The 24,349-nt window shown below is 41.2% G+C and carries 24 protein-coding genes and 3 pseudogenes; 15 read left to right on the top strand and 12 right to left on the bottom strand.

Annotated features, from left to right (window positions below; genetic code table 11):
• A pseudogene (locus tag SD31_RS18610) lies at positions 1-618 on the top strand (IS3 family transposase); the annotation flags it as partial.
• 44 nt (positions 619-662) lie between these two features.
• Here the strand turns inward: SD31_RS18610 and SD31_RS06020 are convergent.
• Both SD31_RS06020 and SD31_RS06025 read right to left on the bottom strand, forming a co-directional pair.
• A complete protein-coding gene (locus SD31_RS06020) occupies positions 663-2,357 on the bottom strand; it encodes an amino acid permease (protein WP_039053466.1) in 1,695 nt (564 codons plus the stop codon).
• Positions 2,358-2,389: 32 nt separating this feature from the next.
• The gene (locus SD31_RS06025; protein ID WP_052258708.1) at positions 2,390-3,064 is read right to left on the bottom strand and encodes a hypothetical protein; all 675 of its coding nucleotides are present in this window, start codon (positions 3,062-3,064) and stop codon (positions 2,390-2,392) included.
• A gap of 92 nt (positions 3,065-3,156) precedes the next feature.
• On the opposite strand from SD31_RS06025, the pseudogene tyrS reads away from it, so the two are divergent.
• The 12 genes and pseudogenes from tyrS to SD31_RS18615 all read left to right on the top strand — a co-directional run bounded on the left by tyrS (position 3,157) and on the right by SD31_RS18615 (position 13,504).
• Positions 3,157-4,439: pseudogene (gene tyrS / locus SD31_RS06030) on the top strand (tyrosine--tRNA ligase).
• Between the two features lie 292 nt (positions 4,440-4,731).
• Positions 4,732-5,838 carry a peptidase U32 family protein gene (locus SD31_RS06035; RefSeq protein ID WP_231561234.1) on the top strand — a complete coding sequence of 369 codons (1,107 nt, stop codon included), beginning with the start codon at positions 4,732-4,734 and terminating at the stop codon, positions 5,836-5,838.
• A complete protein-coding gene (locus SD31_RS06040) occupies positions 5,831-6,058 on the top strand; it encodes a ferredoxin (protein WP_039053467.1) in 228 nt (75 codons plus the stop codon). Before SD31_RS06035 ends, SD31_RS06040 begins: the two co-directional genes overlap by 8 nt.
• Positions 6,059-6,127: 69 nt before the next feature.
• Positions 6,128-7,315 carry an aspartate aminotransferase family protein gene (locus SD31_RS06045; RefSeq protein ID WP_039053468.1) on the top strand — a complete coding sequence of 396 codons (1,188 nt, stop codon included), beginning with the start codon at positions 6,128-6,130 and terminating at the stop codon, positions 7,313-7,315.
• A gap of 33 nt (positions 7,316-7,348) precedes the next feature.
• Entirely contained in the window at positions 7,349-8,098 is a 750-nt protein-coding gene (locus SD31_RS06050; protein ID WP_039053469.1) for an SGNH/GDSL hydrolase family protein, read from the top strand.
• 72 nt (positions 8,099-8,170) lie between these two features.
• Positions 8,171-8,821 carry an inorganic phosphate transporter gene (locus SD31_RS17165; RefSeq protein ID WP_197053558.1) on the top strand — a complete coding sequence of 217 codons (651 nt, stop codon included), beginning with the start codon at positions 8,171-8,173 and terminating at the stop codon, positions 8,819-8,821.
• 37 nt (positions 8,822-8,858) lie between these two features.
• Positions 8,859-10,295 (top strand): hypothetical protein, encoded by a 1,437-nt coding sequence (locus SD31_RS17170; RefSeq protein WP_197053559.1) that lies wholly within the window; start codon positions 8,859-8,861, stop codon positions 10,293-10,295.
• A complete protein-coding gene (locus tag SD31_RS17175; RefSeq protein WP_197053560.1) occupies positions 10,264-10,428 on the top strand; it encodes a hypothetical protein in 165 nt (54 codons plus the stop codon). Before SD31_RS17170 ends, SD31_RS17175 begins: the two co-directional genes overlap by 32 nt.
• 193 nt (positions 10,429-10,621) lie before the next feature.
• Positions 10,622-11,479 carry an NEW3 domain-containing protein gene (locus SD31_RS06060; protein ID WP_039053470.1) on the top strand — a complete coding sequence of 286 codons (858 nt, stop codon included), beginning with the start codon at positions 10,622-10,624 and terminating at the stop codon, positions 11,477-11,479.
• Positions 11,480-11,516: 37 nt separating this feature from the next.
• On the top strand, positions 11,517-12,497 hold the full coding sequence (locus SD31_RS06065) for an ABC transporter ATP-binding protein (protein WP_039053471.1): 981 nt from the start codon (positions 11,517-11,519) through the stop codon (positions 12,495-12,497).
• Positions 12,478-13,251, top strand: coding sequence for an ABC transporter permease (locus SD31_RS06070; RefSeq protein WP_231561235.1), 774 nt, complete (start codon positions 12,478-12,480; stop codon positions 13,249-13,251). Before SD31_RS06065 ends, SD31_RS06070 begins: the two co-directional genes overlap by 20 nt.
• Before the next feature lie 7 nt (positions 13,252-13,258).
• Positions 13,259-13,504: a hypothetical protein gene (locus tag SD31_RS18615; protein ID WP_231561236.1), complete on the top strand. Its 246-nt coding sequence runs from the start codon at positions 13,259-13,261 to the stop codon at positions 13,502-13,504.
• 81 nt (positions 13,505-13,585) lie between these two features.
• On the opposite strand, the gene atpG is transcribed toward SD31_RS18615, so the two are convergent.
• The 10 genes and pseudogenes from atpG to SD31_RS19990 all read right to left on the bottom strand — a co-directional run bounded on the left by atpG (position 13,586) and on the right by SD31_RS19990 (position 21,668).
• Positions 13,586-14,464: an ATP synthase F1 subunit gamma gene (gene atpG / locus SD31_RS06075; protein WP_039053472.1), complete on the bottom strand. Its 879-nt coding sequence runs from the start codon at positions 14,462-14,464 to the stop codon at positions 13,586-13,588.
• An 81-nt stretch (positions 14,465-14,545) separates the two neighbouring features.
• A pseudogene (gene atpA, locus SD31_RS06080) lies at positions 14,546-16,119 on the bottom strand (F0F1 ATP synthase subunit alpha).
• A 54-nt stretch (positions 16,120-16,173) separates the two neighbouring features.
• Entirely contained in the window at positions 16,174-16,719 is a 546-nt protein-coding gene (locus SD31_RS06085; RefSeq protein ID WP_039053473.1) for a F0F1 ATP synthase subunit delta, read from the bottom strand.
• Between the two features lie 30 nt (positions 16,720-16,749).
• On the bottom strand, positions 16,750-17,250 hold the full coding sequence (locus SD31_RS06090) for a F0F1 ATP synthase subunit B (RefSeq protein ID WP_039053474.1): 501 nt from the start codon (positions 17,248-17,250) through the stop codon (positions 16,750-16,752).
• A gap of 111 nt (positions 17,251-17,361) precedes the next feature.
• Positions 17,362-17,550, bottom strand: a complete 189-nt coding sequence (gene atpE / locus SD31_RS06095; RefSeq protein ID WP_039053475.1) for an ATP synthase F0 subunit C — start codon at positions 17,548-17,550, stop codon at positions 17,362-17,364.
• 37 nt (positions 17,551-17,587) lie between these two features.
• Entirely contained in the window at positions 17,588-18,679 is a 1,092-nt protein-coding gene (gene atpB / locus SD31_RS06100; RefSeq protein WP_039053476.1) for a F0F1 ATP synthase subunit A, read from the bottom strand.
• Between the two features lie 115 nt (positions 18,680-18,794).
• Positions 18,795-19,172 (bottom strand): hypothetical protein, encoded by a 378-nt coding sequence (locus tag SD31_RS06105; protein WP_039053477.1) that lies wholly within the window; start codon positions 19,170-19,172, stop codon positions 18,795-18,797.
• Positions 19,165-19,392: an AtpZ/AtpI family protein gene (locus tag SD31_RS06110; protein ID WP_039053478.1), complete on the bottom strand. Its 228-nt coding sequence runs from the start codon at positions 19,390-19,392 to the stop codon at positions 19,165-19,167. Before SD31_RS06110 ends, SD31_RS06105 begins: the two co-directional genes overlap by 8 nt.
• Positions 19,393-19,537: 145 nt before the next feature.
• On the bottom strand, positions 19,538-21,460 hold the full coding sequence (locus tag SD31_RS19985; protein ID WP_262506553.1) for a helix-turn-helix domain-containing protein: 1,923 nt from the start codon (positions 21,458-21,460) through the stop codon (positions 19,538-19,540).
• A complete protein-coding gene (locus SD31_RS19990) occupies positions 21,414-21,668 on the bottom strand; it encodes an AAA family ATPase (RefSeq protein WP_262506554.1) in 255 nt (84 codons plus the stop codon). Before SD31_RS19990 ends, SD31_RS19985 begins: the two co-directional genes overlap by 47 nt.
• A 126-nt stretch (positions 21,669-21,794) precedes the next feature.
• Between SD31_RS19990 and SD31_RS06120 the strand changes: the two genes are divergently transcribed.
• On the top strand, positions 21,795-22,301 hold the full coding sequence (locus tag SD31_RS06120; RefSeq protein WP_039053479.1) for a phosphoheptose isomerase: 507 nt from the start codon (positions 21,795-21,797) through the stop codon (positions 22,299-22,301).
• A 153-nt stretch (positions 22,302-22,454) separates the two neighbouring features.
• On the top strand, positions 22,455-24,308 hold the full coding sequence (locus tag SD31_RS06125; RefSeq protein ID WP_039053480.1) for a DNA topoisomerase IV subunit B: 1,854 nt from the start codon (positions 22,455-22,457) through the stop codon (positions 24,306-24,308).
• Positions 24,309-24,349 lie beyond the last annotated feature (41 nt).

The following is a 24,349-nucleotide window of genomic DNA, read 5'->3' on the forward strand; positions in this document are numbered from 1 at the left end:
GAGATTGTTAAAACTCAAAAGTGTAATCCGAGTTAAGAAATATAAGTCTTATAAGGGAGATGTAGGTATAGCGGCGGCAAATATTCTACAAAGAAATTTTAAAGCTGACAACCCATATGAGAAATGGGTTACCGATGTGACTGAATTTAAAGTTGCTGGAAGCAAATTATATTTATCACCTATTATGGATTTATTTAATGGGGAAATTATAAGTTATAATATATCTACATCTCCTAACTATAAACAGGTTGAAGACATGCTAGATAAAGCGCATCAAAAGAAGAAAAAAAGAAGGACAAAGATCATATAAAGACTATATTACATTCCGATCAAGGAACATTATATAGGCTAAAAATATATCAAAATCTATTAAAAGACAATGAAATTATTCAGAGCATGTCCAGAAAGGGAAACTGTCTAGATAATGCTATTATAGAGAACTTTTTTGGGGTACTAAAATCAGAGTTGTTTTATTTAAAGAAATATAGGTCAATACTGGAATTAACTAAGGATATTATAGAATATATTAAATATTACAACGACAAAAGGATAAGAACTAATTTAAATGGAATGAGCCCGGTAGAATACCGAGCTCATCATATCAAAAATATTGCATAAATTCGTCCAACTTTTTGGGGGCAGTCCATTTAAGGGACCTTTTATTATTTATCCAAATGTTCTTTTCTCAATTTAGAGTTTTTATATCCATACAAGAAATATATAGCCAGCCCTAAAATCAACCATATGATGAAAATTATCCAATTGCTTGCTCCCAGCTCACTCATCAAATAAAGGTTAATCAGAATACCTATAACAGGAAATAAGGAAAAGTTATGTTTAAAAGAGAGTATACTCAACACTAACCAGGTCAACCAGAATACCAAGACCAAAGATTTGTGAAGAATAACCTTACCGGCTCCTAAGGTTTTCCATTCGTTCAGGCTATCCTGTCCGTAGAAATACATCAGCACCAGTCCCACTATAAATCCTAGTCCCACAAGATATTTTCCATTGATGTAGGGCACTTTAAATTTAGACTTTTCAGACAAGCCTGATTTGTCCATATAGAGCACTCCGGCACACACCAAGATAAAAGCAAAGAATGTACCTACCGAAGTAAGATCGACAAAGAAGTCCATCTTAAAAAATAATGCCGGAATAGTCACTACGATTCCTGTCACGATGGTGGCAAAGGATGGTGTTTTGTATTTAGGATGGATGGTAGCAAATCTTTTCCACAACAGTCCGTCACGGCTCATCGTCATCCAGATACGTGGCTGTGCCAGCTGAAACACCAACAAAGCACTGGTAATGGCAATCACCGAAGTAACCGAGATTACACCGGCCATATGATTGAAGCCTACATAGTCAAAAACGTAAGCTAAAGGGTCTTTCACATTCAGTTCAGTGTAGTTGACCATACCGGTAAGCACCAAAGTGATAAGCACATATAATATGGCGCATATCACAAGGCAATAAATCATCGCACGTGGCAGGTCCCGCTGAGGATTCTTACATTCTTCGGCTGTGGTAGAGATGGAGTCGAAGCCAATGAAGGCGAAAAATACTGCTGCTACCCCACTTAGGACGCCTGAAAGACCATTGGGTGCAAAAGGAGTCCAATTCTCCGGCTTAACAAAGAAAGCACCGCCTAAGATTACAGCCACAATGATACCCACCTTGATCAGTACCATGATATTGCTGGCACGCTGTGATTCCTTTATACCTATATAGACTAACCAAGTTACTAAAACAGTGATTAAACCTGCTGGCAAGTCAAATACTATAGGAATATCACCAATACGTGGTGCAGTCTGGTATGCTTCCAAGGCAATGCGGTCTATACCGGTAAGTTGTTCTGCCCCTACCTCCAACATCTTGGCATGTGCATCCAAAGCGTAGCCGGGAGCCATGGTCAGCCACTTAGGTATATGAATACCAAATCCCTCAAGCATGGAGACAAAATACTGAGACCACGATATGGCCACTACCATATTGGATACGGCGTATTCTAACACCAAAGCCCAACCTATTATCCAAGCGAAAAGCTCTCCAAAAGCGACATAGGCATACGTATAGGCTGAACCCGACACAGGGACGGTGCTAGCAAACTGGGCATAAGAAAGGGCGGTAAACACACAGGCGAAAGCTACAAAAACGAACAGCATAGATACCGCAGGACCTCCATTGTAGGCAGCAAGACCTATGGTACTGAAAATACCTGCCCCGACAATTGCAGCGATACCTAAGGATACCAAATCACGCACCCCAAGAATTTTCATCATCCCACTGCCCTTCGCTTCCGAATCCGCAATGATTTGCTCTACACTTTTCTTCCTGAAAAGTTGATTCTTCATATTTGTTAATAATTATTTATCGATCTAACTCTTTAATCTAACTGTTGGGAGATATAATGATATATCTCTCCGAAATCACGTAACTCGTCATGCTGATACTCGTCCAGCTGCACGGCCAAATTTTCTATATGTTCTGCCGTGGGTCTGAAGTCCCATACCCGCCTGCAAATATTAAAAAGAGCATGTGGGATGTTCTCAATCTGAGCGTAGTCAAAAATATATTTTGATTCAACAAATTTATTATAAAAGTTGAGAAATCTATCCACGTCGACGATTTTCAACGTATTTAAGTATTTGGTGAGCATATTGACATCTACACTTTCCAAATGCTCGTACATGCGTCCTACACTCAGCAATTGATGTGCTATGAGCTTGTGGTCCAACAGCAGCTCCAGGCTGATATGCGCCAGAAAACTGGCCCGCACCGGCAAATCTTCTACCGTCTTCTCAATCCTTTTGCGTAGCGCATGGGTATGATCGTAAAAAAATGGAGAGCTGTGAAACAGCCGGTCTACCTCGACATGGTGCACCCACCCTTCCGTAATGGCCTTATAAGTCGATCCAAAAGGAAATTGATCAGCAATCTTATGGATTTGAAAGGAATAATCTTTATCGACATTCTTCAACAAGTCCGGTAATAACCCTCCCAATACCTGCTCGGAAGAAGCAGCATACCGCTCAAAATAATAATGTGATAAAAAGTTCAAACCCTTACTATTTATACAATATTTGTCGTAAGATACATCATAATCTGTTATCTTTGCAATTCTTAATTAAAATTTATATAAATCATATCGCTATGAGTTTTGTAGAAGAATTACGTTGGAGAGGCATGTTACAAGATATCATGCCGGGTACCGAAGAATTACTGAACAAAGAGAAAGTGTCAGGCTACATCGGTTTTGACCCAACAGGCGATTCTTTACACGTAGGTCACTTGACCCAAATCATGACATTAATCCATTTTCAAAATGCAGGCCACAAACCTATAGCCTTGTAGGGGGTGCTACAGGCATGATCGGAGATCCTTCGTTCAAGTCTGCAGAGCGAAATCTTCTGGATGAAGAAACATTGCGTTACAATGTGGAATGTCTGAAAAAACAGCTTTCGAAATTTTTGAACTTCGGCGACAGTGAAAACGATGCCAAAATGGTTAACAACTATGACTGGTTCAAAGATTTCAAATTCTTGGATTTCATTCGTGATGTGGGTAAGCTGATTACGGTCAACTACATGATGGCCAAAGACTCGGTAAAGAAACGTTTGGAAGGCGAAAACGGTCTTTCGTTTACTGAATTTACCTATCAACTCATTCAAGGATATGATTTCTATTATCTCTGGAAACATCATAACTGTAAAATACAGATGGGTGGTTCGGACCAATGGGGCAATATCGTTACCGGTGCCGAGCTTATCCGTCGTCAGGATCAAGGCCAAGCTTACGCCTTGACAACCCAGCTCATCAAAAAAGCGGACGGTCAAAAATTTGGAAAAACAGAATCCGGTGCTGTATGGTTAGACCCTAAGAAAACCTCCCCATTCAAATATTACCAATTCTGGCTGAATACGACCGACGATGATGCAAAAAACTGGATTAAAATCTTTACGCTGAAAACTAAAGAGGAAATCGATGCCATCATTGCCGAACATGAGGCCGCACCTCACCTACGTGTAGTGCAAAAGGCATTGGCTAAAGATATCACCATCCGTACGCACTCCATGGAAGCCTACGAAACAGCCGTAAAAACTTCCGAATTTTTGTTTGGCAACGGCTCTTTAGAGTTCCTAGCAGGCTTAGACCACGAAGGTGTGTTAGAAGTGTTTGACGGTGTCCCTCAATTTACTGTAAGCAAAACAGAACTAGAAGCTGGAATCAACATTCTTGACCTATTGGCCGTAAAGACTCAGGTCTTCCCTTCAAAAGGAGAAGCCAAGAAAATGTTGGTAGGTGGCGGCGTATCGTTGAACAAAGTGAAGTTGAACGATATCGAAAAGACAGTGAACACCTCCGACTTGATCAACAACAGATATCTTGTTGCACAAAAAGGTAAGAAAAACTATTTCTTGATTATAGCTCAATAAGAGTTTAACTTATACCAAAATAGAAAGGCTACAGAAAACTGTAGCCTTTTTTCTTATCTCATAATAATATCATAAGCGCTCTACATTTCTCCAATTCTTTGCTAATTTTGTACCTTTGCAAAATAAAAAGACAAAGGGTAAAAGAGATAGAGATGATAGATAAATCATTATTTGAAGTAATGGCTCCGGCCGGATCTAAGGAAGCTATGGCTGCAGCTATCAAGGCAGGAGCTGATTCAGTATATTTCGGAATCGAGCAGTTAAACATGAGGCACGTCAGACCAACAATTTTTTGATCGACGACCTTCCTGAAATTGCCAAGCTATGCAGTGACAACAACGTTAAGAGCTATATTACTTTAAATACCATTATCTATGATCACGATATCTCTTTGATGCGCCGCATTATAGATAAGGCTAAAGAGGCCGGCATTACAGCTGTCATTGCTTCGGACCTAGCGGTAATGAACTATGCCCGTAAAGTGGGAATGGAAGTACATATCAGTACCCAGTCCAACATTACGAATATTGAGACCGTGGAGTTCTACGCCCAATATGCGGATGTGATGGTGATGGCGCGTGAGCTCACCTTAAAACAGGTTGGTGATATTGTGAAGGCTATTGAGAAAAACGATATCCGCGGTCCTAAAGGTGAACTCGTACAGATAGAAATCTTTGCTCATGGCGCTTTATGTATGGCCGTTTCGGGTAAATGTTATCTGAGCTTACATTCGCATAATGCTTCGGCCAACCGCGGTGCTTGTATCCAAAACTGCCGCCGTACATATACCGTGACGGACGAAGAAGGTATTGAGCTGCAAGTAGACAACGAATACATCATGTCCGCCAAGGACCTCTGTACCATAGACTTTTTGGACAAAATTCTGGAAGCCGGAGTTCGTGTATTGAAAATCGAAGGACGCGGACGTGCGGCAGACTACGTATACACAACGACAAAATGCTACCGTGAAGCAGTAGACGCTTTCGCCGAAGGAACTTATACTCCTGAAAAAATTGAACAATGGAAAGCTAGACTGAGCGCAGTATACAACCGCGGCTTCTGGGACGGCTACTATCTAGGACGTAAGATGGGCGAATGGTCCAACGTTCATGGCTCATTGGCGACAACCCGCAAGATTTACTTAGGAAAAGGGGTAAAATACTTCGACAAAGTAGGTGTGGGTGAATTCTTCATTGAAAGCCAAAGCTTGCAAAAGGGCGACAAGATTATCGTTACGGGGCCTACGACAGGTTATGTAGAAACCGAAGTAGAAGAAATCCGTCTGGATTCAGGAGAAGTAGTTGAAAAAGCCTCTAAAGGACAGACAGTATCCTTCAAAATCGCTGAGAAGATCAGACCTTCGGACAAATTGTACAAAATAGTAGCTGCAAATGCCTAAGTTGATTCACTACAGACAACGTTGTATAGGATGCAATGCTTGTGTAGAGATAGCCTTCAGCCGTTGGCGAATGTCAAAAAAGGACGGCAAAGCCGTATTGCTTGGCGGCATAGAAAAAAAGGGAGTCTACCAAGCGACAATCCGTGAAGAAGAAGTAGAGGACAATCTTCGTGTAGTAGAAGCCTGTCCTGTAAACATTATAAAATTGGATGGAGTCTAAAAAATGTCTTTCTCATCGAGAAAGACATTTTTTACCTTGCCTTGATACATTACTTCTTACCTTTGTTAAATGATTAGTAATAGAGAGCTTTTCCTGAAAAACACAGCTCAAACCTCCGATAGTCCAAGACTTATTGAAATCGAAAAAGCCGAAGGTTCCTATCTCTATGGTCCTCAAGGACAGAAATATCTGGATCTTGTGTCGGGTTTCAATGTCAGCAATATAGGTCACCGTCATCCTAGGGTGATTCAAGCCATCAAAGATCAGCTAGAAAAATATTTGCACGTTACCGTGTACGGTGAGTTTGTACAAGCTCCACAGGTGCAGTTTGCTACCAAGCTTTTGGAAAATCTACCTGATTCTTTCGGTTCGGTATATCTCACCAACTCGGGAGCCGAAGCTGTAGAAGGCTCCATGAAAATTGCAAAGAAATATACGGGAAGAAGACAGATTATAGCAGCAAAAAATGCCTACCACGGCAGCACTCAAGGTGCATTGAGTCTAATAGGCAATGCAGAGTACCATAAAGCTTATGCTCCTCTCCTGCCGGAAATAGATTTTATAGAGTATAACAAGCTTCAGGATCTAGAATGCATCACCGAGAAAACGGCTGCCGTATTTGTGGAAGCAATCCAAGGAGAGGCCGGCGTACGTGTACCATCGGTAGAATATATGCAGGCCCTACGCAACAAATGTAACGAAACCGGAGCTCTGCTCATCTTCGATGAAATTCAAACAGGATTTGGTCGTACAGGCCGATTGTTTGCTTTTGAACATTTCGGTATTGTGCCGGATATCCTCATGCTTGCTAAAGGTATTGGTGGTGGCATGCCATTGGGTGCTTTCGTAGCGCCAAAAGCAATTATGGATGTCATCAAATCTAATCCTATGCTCGGCCATATCACTACTTTTGGCGGGCACCCTGTATCTTGTGCGGCAGCATTGGCTTCGCTGAATGTGATTTTAGAAGAAAAACTTATCGAAAAGGTAGAACAGAAAGCTGCTCTTTTTCGCAAGGAGCTTGCTCATCCCAAAATCAAAGAAATAAGAGGTCTTGGATTGATGATGTGCCTACAAGTTGAAAACTTCGATCAAGTTTATAACATAAGCAAATACTGTGCGGATAACGGCGTAATGATAGACTGGTACCTGCACTGTGAAACAGCCTTACGTGTGGCTCCTCCTCTCACCATCAGTGAAGAGGAAATCATGGAAGCCTGCAGAATAATACGCGCCGCCATTGATAAATTCTGTTAACATCCATATTTTAGGGTTAATAAACCTTAATCTATGAAAGACAGAAGAAGTTTTCTCAAACAGACTTTAGCTGCTGTAGGTGTTGCTGCAGTGGGAAGTAATATGGCTAAAACCGAAGAATTTATCGTTAAAGATACTAAGATAAAATTACAGCAGAATGATATTATCCTCTTTCAAGGAGATTCTATCACAGACCATGGGCGCAATAGAGAACATCTAGGACCCAATGACTTAGAAGGAATGGGAAAAGGATATGCAGCACAGGCTGCCCGAACCCTATTGCACAGATTCGCTTCAAAGAACCTACAGATTTATAATAGAGGTATTGGAGGACATAAAGTTCCGCAGCTGCAAGAAAGATGGCAGAAAGACTGTCTGGACATAAAACCTAACGTGTTGAGTATCCTTATCGGCGTGAACGACTACTGGCATAAGCGTGACGGCAAATACCAAGGCACAGCAGCGGAATATAAGTCCCAATACCGAAAGTTGTTGGACTATACCTTAACACACTTACCTCAGGTGAAGCTTATCATCGGTGAGCCTTTCGGTGTAAAAGACGTAAAATACGTTGACGACTCTTGGTATCCGGAATTTGCAGATTACCAACGTGCGGCAAAAGAAATAGCTAAAGAATACAACGCCATTTTTATCCCTTATCAGAGCATCTTCGACAAAGCACAAAAAGAAGCCGAAGGAAAATACTGGACGTACGATGGTGTTCACACCTCCATGGCCGGCATAAGCCTTATGGCAGAAGCTATTGTAAATTGCTTTAAATAAAGAATTTATTTTGTTCCATAATTAATGATAAGTTAACATTAGCTTCATACTTTTGAATAATTTATCTTAAGTATGGAACATTTTCTTTATTTGGTAATCATTACTTTAGCGGTATTGGCCATCATAGACCTGATGGTCGGCGTGAGCAATGATGCTGTAAACTTCCTGAACTCCGGTTTGGGTTCCAAAGCTCTTTCATTCCGCACCATCATGATCCTAGCAACAGCGGGAATACTATTTGGTGCCGTATTTTCCAGTGGTATGATGGAAATTGCCCGTAGCGGCATTTATGTTCCCAGCATGTTCTCCTTCAATGATGTCATTGTCATCTTTTTAGCGGTGATGATGACAGATATTATCCTGCTGGACATTTTCAACTATTTCGGACTTCCAACCTCTACCACCGTTTCCATAGTGTTTGAGTTATTAGGTGGAGCGGTCAGCCTAGCCGTCTATAAGATCGTTACCAACAATGACAGCTGGACGACCCTGCCCAATTATATAAATACGGAGAAAGCATCGGAAATAGTCGTCAGTATATTGCTGTCGGTAGCCATCTCCTTCACCTTGGGGATGATTATTCAATATCTCTCTCGTGTCATTTTCACCTTTCAATTCGACAAGAGAGATAAAAAAATTCGGTTCTTTTTTCGGGGGGATTGCATTGGCGTTGATTTCTTATTTTATCCTCATCAAAGGATTAAAATCTGTAAGTTTTATTAGCCAGGACGCCCAGGTCTGGATTCATGAGCACGAGCTTATGCTTTTAGGCGGTAGCTTTATATTCTTCATCATACTAAGTTTTGTTTTTATCAAACTTCAATTAAATATCTTCAAAATCATTATCGGCGTCGGCACGTTTGGTTTGGCTCTTTCTTTTGCCGGCAATGACTTGGTGAATTTTATAGGGGTTCCCATAGCAGCCATTCAATCTATAGAAATCTTCAAATCGTCGGGAGGAGATCCGAACACCTTTATGATGACTCCTCTTGCCTCTTCGGATATAGTAGCCCCTATGTGGATACTTTTCATCAGTGGGCTTATAATGGTATTTACTTTGTGGACTTCCAAGAAGGCCAGAACCGTTATCGAGACGGAGATGAGCTTAAGCAGTCAAGATGCTTCTACCGAAAAGTTTGAGCCCAACCTACTGTCTAAATGGATAGTGCGCTTCTTTGTCAATTTGGGAAATCTACTTTCGTACATTGTCCCTCGTTCCTTGCAAGTAAAATTAGACAGACGTTTCGACAAAGTTACCTCCATAGAAAAAACATCTTCTGATGCTCCCATGTTTGACATGGTACGTGCTTCAGTAAATCTTACTGTGGCCAGCAGTCTTATCGCCTTAGGAACCTCTCTTAAGCTTCCTCTGTCAACGACGTATGTAACGTTTATGGTAGCTATGGGTACGGCCTTTGCGGACCGTGCGTGGGACCGTGAGTCCGCCGTTTATAGGGTTTCAGGTGTGTTTCATGTCATCGGTGGATGGTTTGTTACGGCAGGATGTGCTTTCTTAGGCGCTTTCATCATCGCTTATCTTCTCAAGATCGGAGGCATAATAAGTTTTGTCTTGGCATTGATAGCCTTGGCTATTCTATTGCTTCAGAATGCTCGAAGTCATCGCCGTAAGATTGCAGAACAAGCAACAAAAAAGTTGCAGCTGGAAAAATCAGATATCCGTTCGCTGCAACAGGTTACGGAAGCTAGCGCCACGCAAATTGCAGAGGTCATAGCCAAAACCAACCTTTTTTATCAAAGTGTCATTGACGACCTTGTAAAAATGGACCTTACCAACTTGGCAAACCATAAAAAGCTGATCAAGAAATTAAACAAGGAGTTGGACTCTACCAACGACAATCTTTATAAGTTTATCCGTAACCTAGACGATACTTCTGCCAAGGCAAGCCGCTACTACATCATCTCTTTGGGGTACTTACAGGATATTGTGGAAAATCTCTATAACATCGGCAGCAATGCCCACAATCATGTGGACAACAATCACAAACCACTCCGTGAATCCAAAGGAAAACACTTGTTTCTCGTGGGCGCACAGCTCAGTGATTGGTATGCTGAGATATACAACATGTATAAGCGTTTAGATTTTACCAATATAGACACCGTCATCAAAAAAACGCGACAAGATACAGCAGACGATAAATACCCTTATGGATCAGGAAATAGAATATATACGCACTAGCGACACAAGTCCTAAAAATACCAAACTCTATTTCGCCATATTGCTGGAAACAAACGAAATGATAAGCTCTACCTTCAAACTTTTGCGCTTGCATAAGGAATTCCTAGAATTCAAAAGAGCCAACAGCAACTGATAATCCATACACATACACTATCGAACCGCATTATTTCAGAGAGAAATAATGCGGTTTTTCTTTTTCGTTAAGTCTTAAGTTACATCTTGACAATATTTATTTAGATTATTAATTTGGAGACTTGTTAATCAAATTTAGACTTAACAACATTTTTTAAACGGTATTAGTTTGGACTATTAATTCAGTTTAGATTATGTTAACCCAGTTATCAAACTTAAAGAACTATCGAATCATTAGAGCTTTATTCGTCTTAGTATGTCTTGTTTTGGGTGTTTCGGCACACACCTTAGCTCAGAATCAAAACAAAAAGAAAAGTGCTTTTACATCACGCTTACTCAATGTTGCCGGTACGACCAATGAAACTTTCCGGTATAATAGCACATTGACCAACGGTAAGCCTTTTACGCAAAACTACAGCCTCTCGGCGAAGCTTCCGGCAGGATGGCAGGTTATATTCCGTGCGGAAGGTGTTTCCGTTACAGCACTACAGGTAGATTCAAACGCTACCAAAGATATCACAATAGAAATTACATGCCCTGCCACTACTAAACCGGACACATACAAAATCCCGGTACAGGCTATTTCTTCTGCCGACACATTAACCTTGGACTTAGAAGCTGTGGTGCGCGGTTCTTATGGATTGGAAATCACCACACCTACAGGTCGTCTTAGCGACCAAATCGTAGCTGGGGGCAGCAAAGAAATATTATTGGAAGTAAAAAATACCGGAACACTTCCTCTAAACACATTGGAGCTTTCTTCACAACTACCTACAAAATGGGAAACAAGCTTCTCGCCTAGCAATATTGAGCAGCTGCAGCCAGGACAAAAAGCAGACGTAAAGGTTACTTTGAAAGTTCCTGATAAGACCATTGCCGGTGACTATGTATCGAAAATGATTGTGAGAACGAGCAATCATGAAACCACAGCAGAAGCAAGCATCCGTATTACGGTAAAAACTTCTATCCTTTCAGGATGGATTGGTATTCTGATCATCCTAGCTGCTGCAGGTTTAATTTATTATCTCATCCGCAAATACGGAAGAAGATAATATAAAACACATAGTCAAACTTAAAACCATATATCGCATGAACAATCCTATCATTGAGTTGACGGATTTAACGAAGTGTTATGGGAAAAAGACCGCGGTCGACAGACTGAACCTTAAAATATATTCCGGAGAAATATTTGGATTGCTGGGTCCTAACGGGGCGGGAAAGACAACCAGCATCTTGATGATGTTGGGGCTTACGGAGCCCACCTCTGGCACGGCCACCATTTGTGGTTACAATGCTACGCGCAATCCTTTGCAGGTTAAGAAGCTCGTAGGCTATCTACCAGACAATGTGGGGTTCTATCCAGACATGACCGCTGTAGAGAATCTATGCTTCATAGCTCAGCTGAACGGGTTAGCGGAAGAAGAAGCTAAAAAGTCTGCCAAGGAGCTTTTGGAAGTGGTAGGACTGGAAGCTAACAGCGACAGCAAAACTGGAACTTTCTCACGCGGGATGAAGCAACGATTAGGACTTGCGGAAGTGCTTATCAAGAAGCCTAAAGTGATAATTCTGGATGAGCCTACACTAGGAATAGACCCTAGCGGTGTCAACGAATTCTTGGAGCTTATCCAACGCCTAAGCCGTGAGCAAAAACTTACCGTATTGATGTCTTCACATCATCTCCATCAGGTGCAGCGCGTATGCGACCGCGTAGGGATATTCGTAGACGGCAAGATGATCGTGGAAGGACCGATAGACTCGTTGGCACAAAAGCTACAGATGCACGAAGGTTTCAAAACCGTAATTCAGCTTGCTAGTGAGATCGAAAACCCTACCGTACTTGAAAAAGCACTTCAGGATATTGAAGGATATAAATCTTTATCGGTAAAGCAAGATACCCTGCATGTACTGGCATCTAAAGATATCACCGCGGAAGCAGTACGCGCTTTAGTATATCAAAATGCCAACATCGTTTCGGTACAAAGAAACGGATATTCCTTAGATGATATCTACAGCAAATATTTCGAAAGTAGTAATCAGAGAGAAGTGAAACATGAAAGAAAACGTAAATAATTTTTTTAAAAATATCTTCAACCCTGATGGGAGCTCTACGGGAAAATCGGCATTCCCTCCTACCCCCATGAAGGTGCTTATTCGCAAGGAAATAGGATCTCATATCCGTAGCTGGCGCTTTATTATCCTCATCGCACTTATCGTGCTTACCTTCGGTGCCTCCCTCTTCGTGTCCTTTTCGGGGCTAAGAGAAACTATCAACAATGCCCAAGATCCGGATAGTGCTTTTGTATACCTAAAGCTCTTGACTACCAGCGATAACTCTATTCCTCCCTTTCATATATTCCTCAACTTCTTAGCTCCCTTACTGGGTATAGCCTTAGGATTTGATGCTATCAATTCTGAGCAGAATGGGGGGACGCTGACACGTCTTGTGGCACAACCGCTTTATCGTGACAACCTCATTCTTAGTAAGTTCTTCGCTCCTCTTATTATCGTAAGTGTGCTTTTTACTTCACTATGTATGCTTATGATAGGAGCCGGAATTATTACAACAGGAATTAATATAGAATGGCAGGAAGTGGTCCGTATTAGTGGATTCATTATCATCAGCATCATCTATGTAGCTTTTTGGTTGAGTCTGTCGATACTGTTGTCCATAGTTTTCCGTTCAGGGAGCCACCTCTGCACTGACAGCGATAGGAATATGGTTATTCTTCACCGTATTCTTTCCTATAGTAATCAACCTTATCATACGACCTTTCATCCCAAATCCGAATTATATTTCGGAACAGGAATATTTAGCGTGGAATAACCTTATCTTGAATCTATTGCGTCTGTCGCCAAGCCAACTGTATACGGATGCTACGACGACAATTCTGATGCCTTCCGTACGAAGCCTTGGCCCTGTATCAATAGAACAAATGATAGGTGCTATACCTTCACCGCTTTCGTTCAAAGACAGCCTGATGATTATATGGCCTCAGCTGACAGGAATTACAGCAGCCATGATGGTGTGCTTTGCGCTGTCCTACTTCGTATTTATGCGAAGAGAAATACGTTGTTAAGCAACTTTTCCTTTGGAAAATACTGTAAATAAAAAAGCGATGAGTAATTCATCGCTTTTTTCATATCTAAAATCATGACTATTAACCATTTGAAAGTGCAGCTGCACCTGAAACGATCTCTGTAAGCTCCGTAGTAATGGCAGCCTGACGAGCTTGGTTGTATGAAAGCTTAAGCTGACGCAATAGATCTCCAGCATTTTCTGTTGCTTTATCCATCGCAGTCATACGAGCACCATGCTCTGAAGCATTAGAATCCAATACGGCTTTATACAGCTGGATTTTAATAGCCTTAGGGATCAATTCTTCAATGATTTTCTCTTTTGAAGGCTCAATGATATAATCCAACTCTACAGTATCTTCTTTCTTCTCTTCCGGCAATAGAGGTAACAGTTGCTCAGAAGTTAAAATCTGTACTGCAGCATTACGGAATTGGTTATAAACAACCTCTACACGGTCGAAAGTACCTTCTTTGAATTCTTGCATGATGAATTCAGTAACCTGAGATACGTTTTCGAAGTTAAGGTTGTTTAACAGATCGTTATGATTACCGATAACGTTGTAATTACGTTTAGCGAAGTAATCGTGACCACGTTTACCAATAGCGATGATGCTAACATCACCTTTTGAAAACTGATCCGCATATTTAGATGCGATCAAATTGTTGGTAGTTTTTATAACGTTGGTATTGAAAGCTCCGGCCAACCCTCTATTGGAAGTAATAACGACCAACAACACCTTGTTTGGTTCTCTATCCTGAGTATATGGAGAATCGTTACCTTCAACAGAAGCCGAAACTTGCGCAAGAATATCTCTTAACTTATTGGCATAAGGGCGCAACTGAATGATAGCATTCGTAGCACGCTTTAGTTTCGCTGCAGACACCATCTTCATGGCTTTAGTAATCTGCTGCGTTGATGTTACCGAGGTAATACGGTTTCTTACTTCTTTTAAATTTGCCATATTTTAATAGAGATTTGAGTAAGGAGTATTGGTATTGAGTAAAAAGCTACTCTTTACTCAATACTCTATACTCTTATCTAATTAATATTTTGAAGCTAATTCTTTAGCTACTTTTTCTAATACTTCAGTTAACTCATCCGAGAATTTACCAGCTTTTAGAGCTGCTAACACTTCAGGATGACGTTGCTCTAATTGCGTTAAGTATTCCTCTTCGAACTGACGTACTTTCTCTACAGGAACGTTACGCAATAAGCCTTTAGTACCAGCGTAGATGATAGCAACTTGCTTTTCTACAGGTACCGGAGAGAATTGACCTTGTTTCAAGATCTCTACGTTACGTACCCCTTTATCCAATACCGCTTTTGTTGCTGCGTCCAAATCCGAACCGAATTTAGCGAACGCTTCCAACTCACGGAATTGCGCTTGGTCAAGTTTCAATGTACCGGCAACTTTCTTCATTGATTTGATTTGTGCGTTACCACCTACACGAGATACCGAGATACCTACGTTGATCGCAGGGCGGATACCGGCATTGAACAAGTTAGACTCTAAGAAGATCTGACCGTCAGTGATGGAAATCACGTTTGTAGGGATATAGGCTGATACGTCTCCCGCCTGAGTTTCGATGATCGGCAACGCTGTCAATGAACCACCACCTTTTACCAAGTGTTTGATAGACTCAGGCAAGTCGTTCATATTGCGAGCAATCTCATCCGATGAGTTGATTTTCGCTGCACGCTCTAATAGACGAGAGTGTAGGTAGAATACGTCACCAGGATAAGCTTCACGGCCAGGAGGACGTCTCAACAACAAAGACACCTCACGGTAAGCTACCGCTTGTTTTGATAAGTCATCATACACGATCAATGCAGGACGACCTGTATCGCGGAAGAACTCACCGATAGCAGCACCTGCCATTGGAGCGTAGAATTGAAGTGGAGCTGGATCAGAAGCTGAAGCAGACACTACAATAGTGTACGCCATAGCCCCTTTTTCTTCAAGGTACGTACGATGTTTGCTACAGTAGAGTTTTTCTGACCTACAGCTACATATATACAATATACTGGATTACCAGCATCGTAGAATTCTTTCTGGTTGATGATAGTGTCGATACATACCGCAGTTTTACCAGTTTGACGGTCACCGATCACTAACTCACGTTGACCACGGCCGATAGGAATCATAGCATCAATCGCTTTGATACCTGTTTGCAAAGGCTCATTTACCGGCTGACGAAAGATTACACCCGGAGCTTTACGCTCAATAGGCATTTCATATGTCTCACCAGTGATAGGTCCTTTACCATCGATTGGTTGACCCAAAGTGTTTACAACACGACCAAGCATACCCTCACCTACCTTAATAGATGCGATACGGTTAGTACGTTTGATGGTATCTCCTTCTTTAATTTCATCAGAAGGACCCAAAAGAACAACACCTACGTTGTCTTCTTCTAAGTTTAATACAATACCTTGCAATCCATTTTCGAATTCAACCAACTCACCTGATTGAACCTTTGTTAAGCCGTAAACGCGAGCGATACCGTCTCCGACTGTAAGCACGGTACCTACTTCCTCTAGTTCGGCCTCTGACTTAAAGCCTGACAATTGCTCTCTAAGAATTGCCGAAACTTCATCTGGTCTTACCTCTATCATTTTACTTCGTATAAGGGGTTTTAGATTCTATTACTTTACTGAAAGTCAGGTTGCTTATATACCTTGACTAATGAAATGTCTTTCTAATTTTCTCAATTTGCCGGCAACGCTTTCATCCAGCTGTCTGTCACCAACTTTAATGATAAAACCACCGATCAAAGAGCTGTCTACCTTATTTGTCAAGACAACACTAGCATTGATTTGTTCGGCAATTTTATTACCTAAAGTTTGGATATTCTCTGAAGACAATGGCTGTGCCGATATTACTTCAGCTTTTACGATACCTTTCAGCTCATTGTACTGACGTACAAACTCCAAAGTGGTATCGAAGATAATGTTACCACGTCCTTTGCGGACCATGATGTTGAAGAAACTGGAAACCTCAGGGCTTACCTTTCCTTCAAATATAGCTTTTAAGATATTTTGCTTCTTGTCTAACTTGATGATAGGATTAGCCAATATAGCTCTCAATTCCGAATTTGACTTGATTACTTTGGCAACCTCCTCCATTTCGGATTTCACCTGCTCTAATATCCCTTTCTCCTGCGCCAAATCCAAAATAGATTTAGCATATCGTGAAGCAACTTTGAATACTGACATATCTGTGCGTTAAATTTGAGTAACCAATTATTAGTTAAGTTTTACATCTTTCAACAAGTCCGCTACATAAGCTTCTTGTTTTGCTTGGTCTTCAAATTCTTTTGTCAAAACTTTACGAGCGATTTCCAAGGACAAGGTAGAAACTTGATTTTTTACCTCTGCCAACGCTTTCAACTTTTGATCTTCGATTTCACGTTTAGCAGCCTCGATCAATTTTGCACCTTCAGCTTGTGCAGTTTCTTTTGCTTCAGCAACGATCTTGTCTTTAAGTACTTTTGCTTCTTTCAAGATAGCGTCACGCTCTTCACGGGCTTCTTTCAATAATTGCTCATTTTCGTTTGTCAAACGTGCCATTTCTAACTTAGCTTTCTCAGCAGAAGCTAAAGCGTCAGAAATACCTTTCTCACGTTCTTCCAAAGCATTCACGATCGGCTTCCAAGCAAATTTTCCTAAGATGAAAATAACAATCAATAAAATGATTAGTTGCCAAAAGAACAAACCGTATGAGAACTGATTAAGTAATGCTTCCATTATATCTACTTATAAAATATGTTTCTATTTTCCTTCTAAATTTTTTGTCGTTTAAAACATGACTTACAACCAACCGTTGCAAGTCATGTTTAGTTCTTCTGATCAATTGGATTATTTACCTAAGATTAGGGCACCAAATGCTAAACCTTCTACCAAGGCACCAATGATGATCATTGCAGTTTGAATTTTACCTGCAGCTTCAGGTTGACGTGCGATAGCTTCCATAGCTGATCCACCGATTTTACCTAAACCTAAACCTGCACCGATTACGATTAAACCTGCTCCAATTAAATTGTACATAGTGATTTATTTATAGAATTTAACAAAAAATTTCCAATTAATGATGATCGTGGGAATGCTCTTCTACCGCCATACCGATAAATAATGATGACAGCATGGTGAAGATGAAAGCTTGCAAAAATGCAACCAACAGCTCCAAGAAGAACAACACTAATGTCAACAACATCGAAACACCGATACTTCCAGGGATTGTCAATTCTCGCTGGAATAAATATACGATAGCGATCAATCCCATAACTACGGAGTGACCTGCCGTAATGTTAGCAAAAAGACGCAACATCAACGAGAATGGCTTAGTAAACATACCTAACACCTCGATAGGCGCCAACACAAATTTGAAAGGCACAGGAACACCCGGCATCCAGAAAATGTGCTTCCAATAATCTTTGTTTGCTTTAATATTAGTGATGATGAAGGTGAATAAAGCCAAACATAGAGTCACTGAAATATTACCTGTAACGTTAAAACCTATAGGAGTCAAGCCCAATAAGTTCAACGTGAAAATCAAGAAAAATACAGATAATAGATAAGGCATAAACTCCTTGTAACGGTGACCGATATTTGGAATAGCCATTTCATCACGCACATATAATACGAGAGGTTCCAACACACGACCTACCCCTTTAGGCAGGTTGTTCGAACCTTTTTTGTAAGTCTTCGCCAATGATGTGAATCCCCAGAACAACAATAATGTTGCTACCATCAATCCTACTACGTTTTTAGTAATGGAGAAGTCCCAAGGTTTGGCATTAGTCGGATGGTGATGTTCATCAAAAGTCAATGAACCATTAGCATCAGTTTTATAAATTTTGCCGTGATAGTTAACATAATATTGTCCATCTACCTCAGCTACACCATTTCCTTCGTGAAATTTACCTGAAGAGAATACTTTAAGACCGTTATCAATCAGAATTACAGGTAATGGGAAACCAACGTATTCTTCTCCTTTTTTGAATAGAGTAAAATAGTGATCGTCTTGTAAGTGGTGTTGAATGTGCTCGTTAACTTTTTCAGCTTCAGTCTTCGGAGCATCGCCATGTCCGTGCGCCTCTTCCGCTCTTGTAGTGAAAGGATTGACAGCAAATAATAATACTGCTAGAATTAAAAGTGCTCTTCTAAGATTCACCATTTTAGATTACTATTGATAATGAAAAATTTTGTGCAAAAATACAACTTTATTTGGCATATAATATGTTTTGTGAAAACTTTTTTTGTGAAAAGTTTAAGCTTCCATATTTCCCTCATTAAGAGCACTCAGCGCCACATAAACCTCGAAAAACAAGAAAAACAAAAAAGGTTGCTAAGAAATTATATTCAATAAAGTCATTTTCAAATTTATTTAAGCCATCCTTGATATAAATATAGCTGGCTATGGCCTGTATCACCACTAGCCCTAAGAATATAAATCCTAGATTTTTGGGCATGGACCACTGCGCCAGCAAGGTCAGCACCACCACAGCCACACTGCTCACAAAGCAAAAGCTATACATCTGAGACAATGTGTAGCCTGTCTGACTCCACAATCCATCAGCATCTATACCTTTAAGAATTAACATATGTGCCCAAAAAGCAGCTATAGCCACCACGGCAAGGCGAAGTAAATACTTGATATAATTATTCATCTTTTCCAATACGGTTAGCTTGTCTTATAAATTGATAAAGTGAAACGACAATTCCTAACATGGTTAGTCCTTTGGTCCACCACCCTCCTTCCACAGCATACTTCACATCCAGCCAATCCCCCAAACGGTAAAACAAATAGATTGTAACCCCCATCTGAAAAGGCATAGAAGTAAATACAATCCATTTGTTGAGCTTGGACTTTTGCTTTCTGTTTTCCAAAGTATCAAAATTTTGTTACAAAGATATTACTATGAAGCTTATCCCGAAAAAAATCTAGGGCTTTATTTCTAAAACTTTCTGACCAATCCGGATTTCGGGATATGAGTACTCTTCCCCTAGCATAAGTTTTATCTCCGAAGCGGATTTACCTGAGTTGCGTTTTAATACATCTACTTATTTTTTTTAGCTTTTCTGGCTCTATCAATTCCTCCGCATCGATATCCGTACCAACAAAATGGATTAAATGACCATAGACCGTGCCTTCTACCAATCCTCTCCTTTTGGCTATTTCAGCGATATCCATGCCATCTTGATACATGTCCAACGTGATACGTTTGGTATCCTTCTCTCCTTCCTCTTCCTTGTCGTTCATCTGCATCGGATTCATTCTTTTACCGTTCCTGTCACGATCATCAAGGGGATAGTCCTGAAGGACTTGATCTTTAGTAAGGGCCTCCGCTATGGTAAGGCAATGTTTAAGAATCTCATACTTCCTTTTGAAATCCAGCAGTAAAGCCTTCAGTTCTTGGATATATTTTTTTGTACGCTTACGCACTTTCCACTCATCGATGTGTTTTTCGGTAGCTTCCAAAAGTTCAGTCTCCATTTTCGGAAGAAACCACTGCACGGCAGCCGTAGTACGCTCACATATTTTCGTATAGTCTAATGCCTCTTTGTCGGCCAGCAGAGCGTGTAGCTGATGCATAAATTTGTGGGCGACGCGTTCCTGCTCTGCTAAAGACTGCCGTAAACACTGAAAAAAGGCTAATATTCCCTCTTTATGGTCTATATTTCTATCGGGTAAGGTTTGGAAAAGCTCGTCAACCGCTTCTGTAAGAGCTGTCCAGCGGAAGCTCTGTAACAATATCTGTCCCAGATATGCTCTCTGACTTTCTTTCAATACGCCATCCATCTCTTCCTCGCGCATCAACTGCTTCATAAAGTCCACCACTTGATAATCCGTACGGATGACATGCGGCGCAATCTTAGAACGCAACACCAGTCCTTCCAATCCCGTAAGCCTACTTAAGGCTACATAAACCTGTCCGGCAGCAAAAGAAGTTCCTGCATCAATAATAGCTTTGTCAAAGGTCAACCCCTGACTTTTATGGATGGTGATGGCCCAGGCCAACCGTAATGGGTATTGTGAAAATGTACCCAACACCTCTTCTTCAATCTTATCTTCTTCTTTATTATACTTATATTTTATATTCTCCCACGTTTCGCGGCGCACCACTACATCTTCCGACCCATCGGCAAAGCCTACCGTAATCTGATGCTTATCTATATTGATTTCTTTTACCGTACCTATCTTGCCGTTAAAATATTTGCGTTCGTCGCCAGTATCGTTTTTTATGAACATGACCTGCGCTCCAACCTTCAGGGTTAGCAACTCTTCTGTAGGATAGGCTCCCTGTTGAAAATCATCCTTAATTATGGCCTTGAGGTTATACATCTTACCGGGAAGCTTAAATAGCTCCTCCTGATTAATTTGTTCGGCCAGCCTATTGTGTGAGGTCAAAGTGATGTACTGTTCTTCGGGCTTAGGGATAAAATTTTCCCTATATCGTGCATTGAGCTCGTCCAAATCTTCTGCCGTCACCCTGTTGTTGCGGATATTATTGAGGATAGAAATAAACTTTTCGTCGCGCTGTCGATAGATATGCTGCAGCTCTATCTTCACCAGCGGTGTAGAGCGCAGTACCTTAGCATCAAAGAAAAAAGGACTGGTATAGTGATGACGCAACACCTGCCACTCCTGATCTTTCACCACGGGAGGCAGCTGATATAAATCTCCTATTAAAAGGACCTGCACCCCACCGAAAGGACGCATATCCCGACGAACAGACTTCAAGATCACATCTATAGCGTCCAACGTATCGGCCCGCACCATAGAAACCTCATCGATAATCAGAAGATCGAGCTCCTGAAGAATGGCTCTTCGCTGCCGCGTCAACTTTATCGTCGAAAACAGCCGATTTTTGTTATAGATATTGTTGTCTTGCTCATCCCACTTTAGCTCATAATCCTCTATAAACACTCCGAAAGGCAGCCAAAAAAAGAGCATGTAAGGTCGTACCTCCGGCATTCATGGCTGCCACTCCTGTAGGGGCTGTGATAGCCATCTTCTTATAGCAGTTTTCTTTAATATATCTAAGGAATGTCGTCTTCCCTGTACCGGCCTTACCCGTCAAGAAGATATTTTGATTCGTCTGATTGACGAAGGCTACAGCTTTCTGAAAGATTGGATGATGATCTAATTTCTTATTATCCATATTTATACAAAGGTACGGCAATATGGATGAAAGAACTATTTTATATTAATATTTAAATTCTCGAAAATATTATAGATATTAGATATATAATAGGTACAAATACGTAAAACTTAAAACGACTACAATATGGCATATCTTGATAAGAGTGAATTGTTCAACCAAATTCAAGGAAAACTTACGGACAAGGGCTTTATCATAGAAGAAATAGATCAGACACGTCCTTGGGGCGGCTTTTTTGTTATCGCCGAAAATCAGGCTCAACAATTTGCCAACGAATTTTTTGACGGCATGGACACACAAGATTTGAAAATATCCGGAAAGCTAAGCCCGAAAATTTTAGTGGTAGCCCCTAACAAGCGCCTTTCATGGCAATATCACCACCGTCGCGCCGAAATCTGGCGTGTAGTACGCGGCGAGGTAGGCGTGGTGACCAGTCCGGACGACGAAGAACATGAATTGAGAATTTTGAAAGAAGGAGATTATATCCGTCTGGCTCAGGGAGAACGTCACCGTCTTGTAGGCCTTGACAACTACGGCGTAGTAGCAGAAATCTGGCAGCACACAGATCAAGAAAATCCTTCCGATGAAAACGATATCGTCCGCGTGCAAGACGACTTCGGAAGATCTATATAAGGCTAATAAACTCTCTGCATAGAAGAGCCGAAACAATTATTGTCCTTCGGCTCTTTTTCTTTCTTCAGTTTATCAAAGGCTTCCCTATGGAAGACACTAAAAGAAATCACAAGTTTTTTATATTTTTGTTACGCATTAATTTTAGGCTAAACCATGACGACATATAACGAAGATAGTATCCGCTCATTAGATTGGAAAGAACACATACGCTTACGTCCGGGAATGTATATCGGAAAGCTGGGAGACGGCTCAGCGTATGATGACGGTATCTATGTATTATTAAAGGAAATTGTCGACAATTCCATCGATGAGTTCGTAATGGGAGCCGGAAAGACGATAGATATAACCGTAACGGAAAATAAAGTTTCGGTACGCGACTATGGCCGTGGTATCCCGTTGGGATCTGTGGTGGACGTAGTATCCAAAATCAATACCGGAGGTAAATACGACAGCAAAGCTTTCCAAAAGTCTGTGGGACTTAACGGTGTGGGTACTAAAGCGGTGAATGCCCTCTCTACGCAGTTTACCGTTCAATCTTACCGTGACGGCAAGACCCGCATAGCTTCCTTCAGCAAAGGAGTATTGGTGTCCGACGAACAAAAGGACACCACACAGCGTAACGGTACTGCCGTAACTTTCTGTCCTGATGAGACCATCTTCAAACACTATAAATATCGTATTGAGTTTGTAGAAAACATGATCTGGAATTATGTTTTCCTCAACTCAGGGCTGACCATCAATTTCAACGGGAAGAAGTTCGTATCCCAGCATGGACTGAAAGACCTTCTCGAAAGGAATATAGACCCGGAAAGCATGCGTTACCCAATCATTCATCTGAAAGGAGACGATATCGAAATTGCCATGACCCACGGTCAGCAATACGGGGAGGAGTATTATTCATTCGTAAATGGTCAGCATACCACACAGGGTGGTACACACCAGGCAGCTTTCCGAGAAGCTGTGGTGAAGACGATTCGCGAATTTTACAAAAAAGATTTTGACGCCTCCGATATACGAGCTTCCATCATCGGTGCTATAGCAATCAAAGTGCAGGAACCGGTATTCGAGTCGCAGACGAAAACAAAACTGGGATCGCAGAGCGTCGGCCCTGAAGGACCTACAGTACGTACCTTCGTCAACGATTTTGTGAAGAAAGCGCTGGACGACTACCTCCACAAAGAACCGGCTACAGCCGAAGCTCTATTAAAACGCATCTTACAGTCCGAAAGAGAACGTAAAGATATCGCCGGCATCAAAAAGCTCGCCAATGAACGAGCTAAAAAAGCGTCACTGCACAACAGAAAGCTACGCGACTGCAAAATACATTTTGGAGATAAGCACGAAAGAGCACTGGAAACCACCCTTTTCATTACGGAGGGGGATTCTGCTTCGGGATCCATCACTAAGTCACGAGATGTGATGACCCAAGCGGTATTCAGCTTAAGAGGTAAACCCCTTAACTGTTTTGGTTTGACAAAAAAAGTGGTTTATGAGAACGAAGAGTTCAACCTACTTCAACACGCTCTGAATATCGAAGACGGACTTGAGGGACTACGTTATAACAATATTGTCATCGCTACGGATGCCGATGTGGACGGTATGCACATTCGACTACTGATGATGACTTTCTTCCTTCAATTCTTCCCCGACCTGGTAAAGGCAGGACACGTTTATATCCTGCAGACACCATTATTCCGTGTTCGCAACAAGAAAGAAACCATTTACTGCTATTCAGATGAAGAACGCGTAAATGCCATCAAAAAGTTGGGAGGAAAGCCGGAAATCACACGATTCAAAGGATTGGGTGAGATATCTCCTTCCGAATTCGGACAGTTTATCGGCGAAGATATGCGTCTTGAACCTGTAATCCTCACCAAAGAGAACAAATTACCTCAGGTGTTGGAATATTACATGGGGAAAAACACACCAGACAGACAGAAACATATTGTCGAAAATCTACGTGTGGAAATAGACCGGGAGGAAGAGCTCATTCAAGCAGCAGTATAAAATTCAAAATAGTGACGAAGCCTCCATTTTTTGGAGGCTTT

It is taken from the genome of Sphingobacterium sp. T2 (assembly GCF_000814685.1).
GTDB lineage: Bacteria > Bacteroidota > Bacteroidia > Sphingobacteriales > Sphingobacteriaceae > Sphingobacterium > Sphingobacterium thermophilum.

Bases quoted from the DNA above. Each gene is read 5' to 3' on its own strand.
- SD31_RS17165 (WP_197053558.1), top strand. From the start codon at position 8,171: ATGGAACATTTTCTTTATTTGGTAATCATTACTTTAGCGGTATTGGCC.
- atpE (WP_039053475.1), bottom strand. From the start codon at position 17,550: ATGTACAATTTAATTGGAGCAGGTTTAATCGTAATCGGTGCAGGTTTA.
- SD31_RS06105 (WP_039053477.1), bottom strand. From the start codon at position 19,172: ATGAATAATTATATCAAGTATTTACTTCGCCTTGCCGTGGTGGCTATA.
- SD31_RS06050 (WP_039053469.1), top strand. From the start codon at position 7,349: ATGAAAGACAGAAGAAGTTTTCTCAAACAGACTTTAGCTGCTGTAGGT.
- SD31_RS06120 (WP_039053479.1), top strand. From the start codon at position 21,795: ATGGCATATCTTGATAAGAGTGAATTGTTCAACCAAATTCAAGGAAAA.
- SD31_RS17175 (WP_197053560.1), top strand. From the start codon at position 10,264: ATGGATCAGGAAATAGAATATATACGCACTAGCGACACAAGTCCTAAA.
- SD31_RS19990 (WP_262506554.1), bottom strand. From the start codon at position 21,668: ATGGATAATAAGAAATTAGATCATCATCCAATCTTTCAGAAAGCTGTA.
- atpG (WP_039053472.1), bottom strand. From the start codon at position 14,464: ATGGCAAATTTAAAAGAAGTAAGAAACCGTATTACCTCGGTAACATCA.
- SD31_RS06070 (WP_231561235.1), top strand. From the start codon at position 12,478: ATGAAAGAAAACGTAAATAATTTTTTTAAAAATATCTTCAACCCTGAT.
- SD31_RS06065 (WP_039053471.1), top strand. From the start codon at position 11,517: ATGAACAATCCTATCATTGAGTTGACGGATTTAACGAAGTGTTATGGG.
- SD31_RS06020 (WP_039053466.1), bottom strand. From the start codon at position 2,357: ATGAAGAATCAACTTTTCAGGAAGAAAAGTGTAGAGCAAATCATTGCG.
- SD31_RS06040 (WP_039053467.1), top strand. From the start codon at position 5,831: ATGCCTAAGTTGATTCACTACAGACAACGTTGTATAGGATGCAATGCT.
- SD31_RS06045 (WP_039053468.1), top strand. From the start codon at position 6,128: ATGATTAGTAATAGAGAGCTTTTCCTGAAAAACACAGCTCAAACCTCC.
- SD31_RS06090 (WP_039053474.1), bottom strand. From the start codon at position 17,250: ATGGAAGCATTACTTAATCAGTTCTCATACGGTTTGTTCTTTTGGCAA.
- SD31_RS06125 (WP_039053480.1), top strand. From the start codon at position 22,455: ATGACGACATATAACGAAGATAGTATCCGCTCATTAGATTGGAAAGAA.
- SD31_RS06085 (WP_039053473.1), bottom strand. From the start codon at position 16,719: ATGTCAGTATTCAAAGTTGCTTCACGATATGCTAAATCTATTTTGGAT.
- SD31_RS19985 (WP_262506553.1), bottom strand. From the start codon at position 21,460: ATGCTCTTTTTTTGGCTGCCTTTCGGAGTGTTTATAGAGGATTATGAG.
- atpB (WP_039053476.1), bottom strand. From the start codon at position 18,679: ATGGTGAATCTTAGAAGAGCACTTTTAATTCTAGCAGTATTATTATTT.
- SD31_RS06060 (WP_039053470.1), top strand. From the start codon at position 10,622: ATGTTAACCCAGTTATCAAACTTAAAGAACTATCGAATCATTAGAGCT.
- SD31_RS17170 (WP_197053559.1), top strand. From the start codon at position 8,859: ATGCTTTTAGGCGGTAGCTTTATATTCTTCATCATACTAAGTTTTGTT.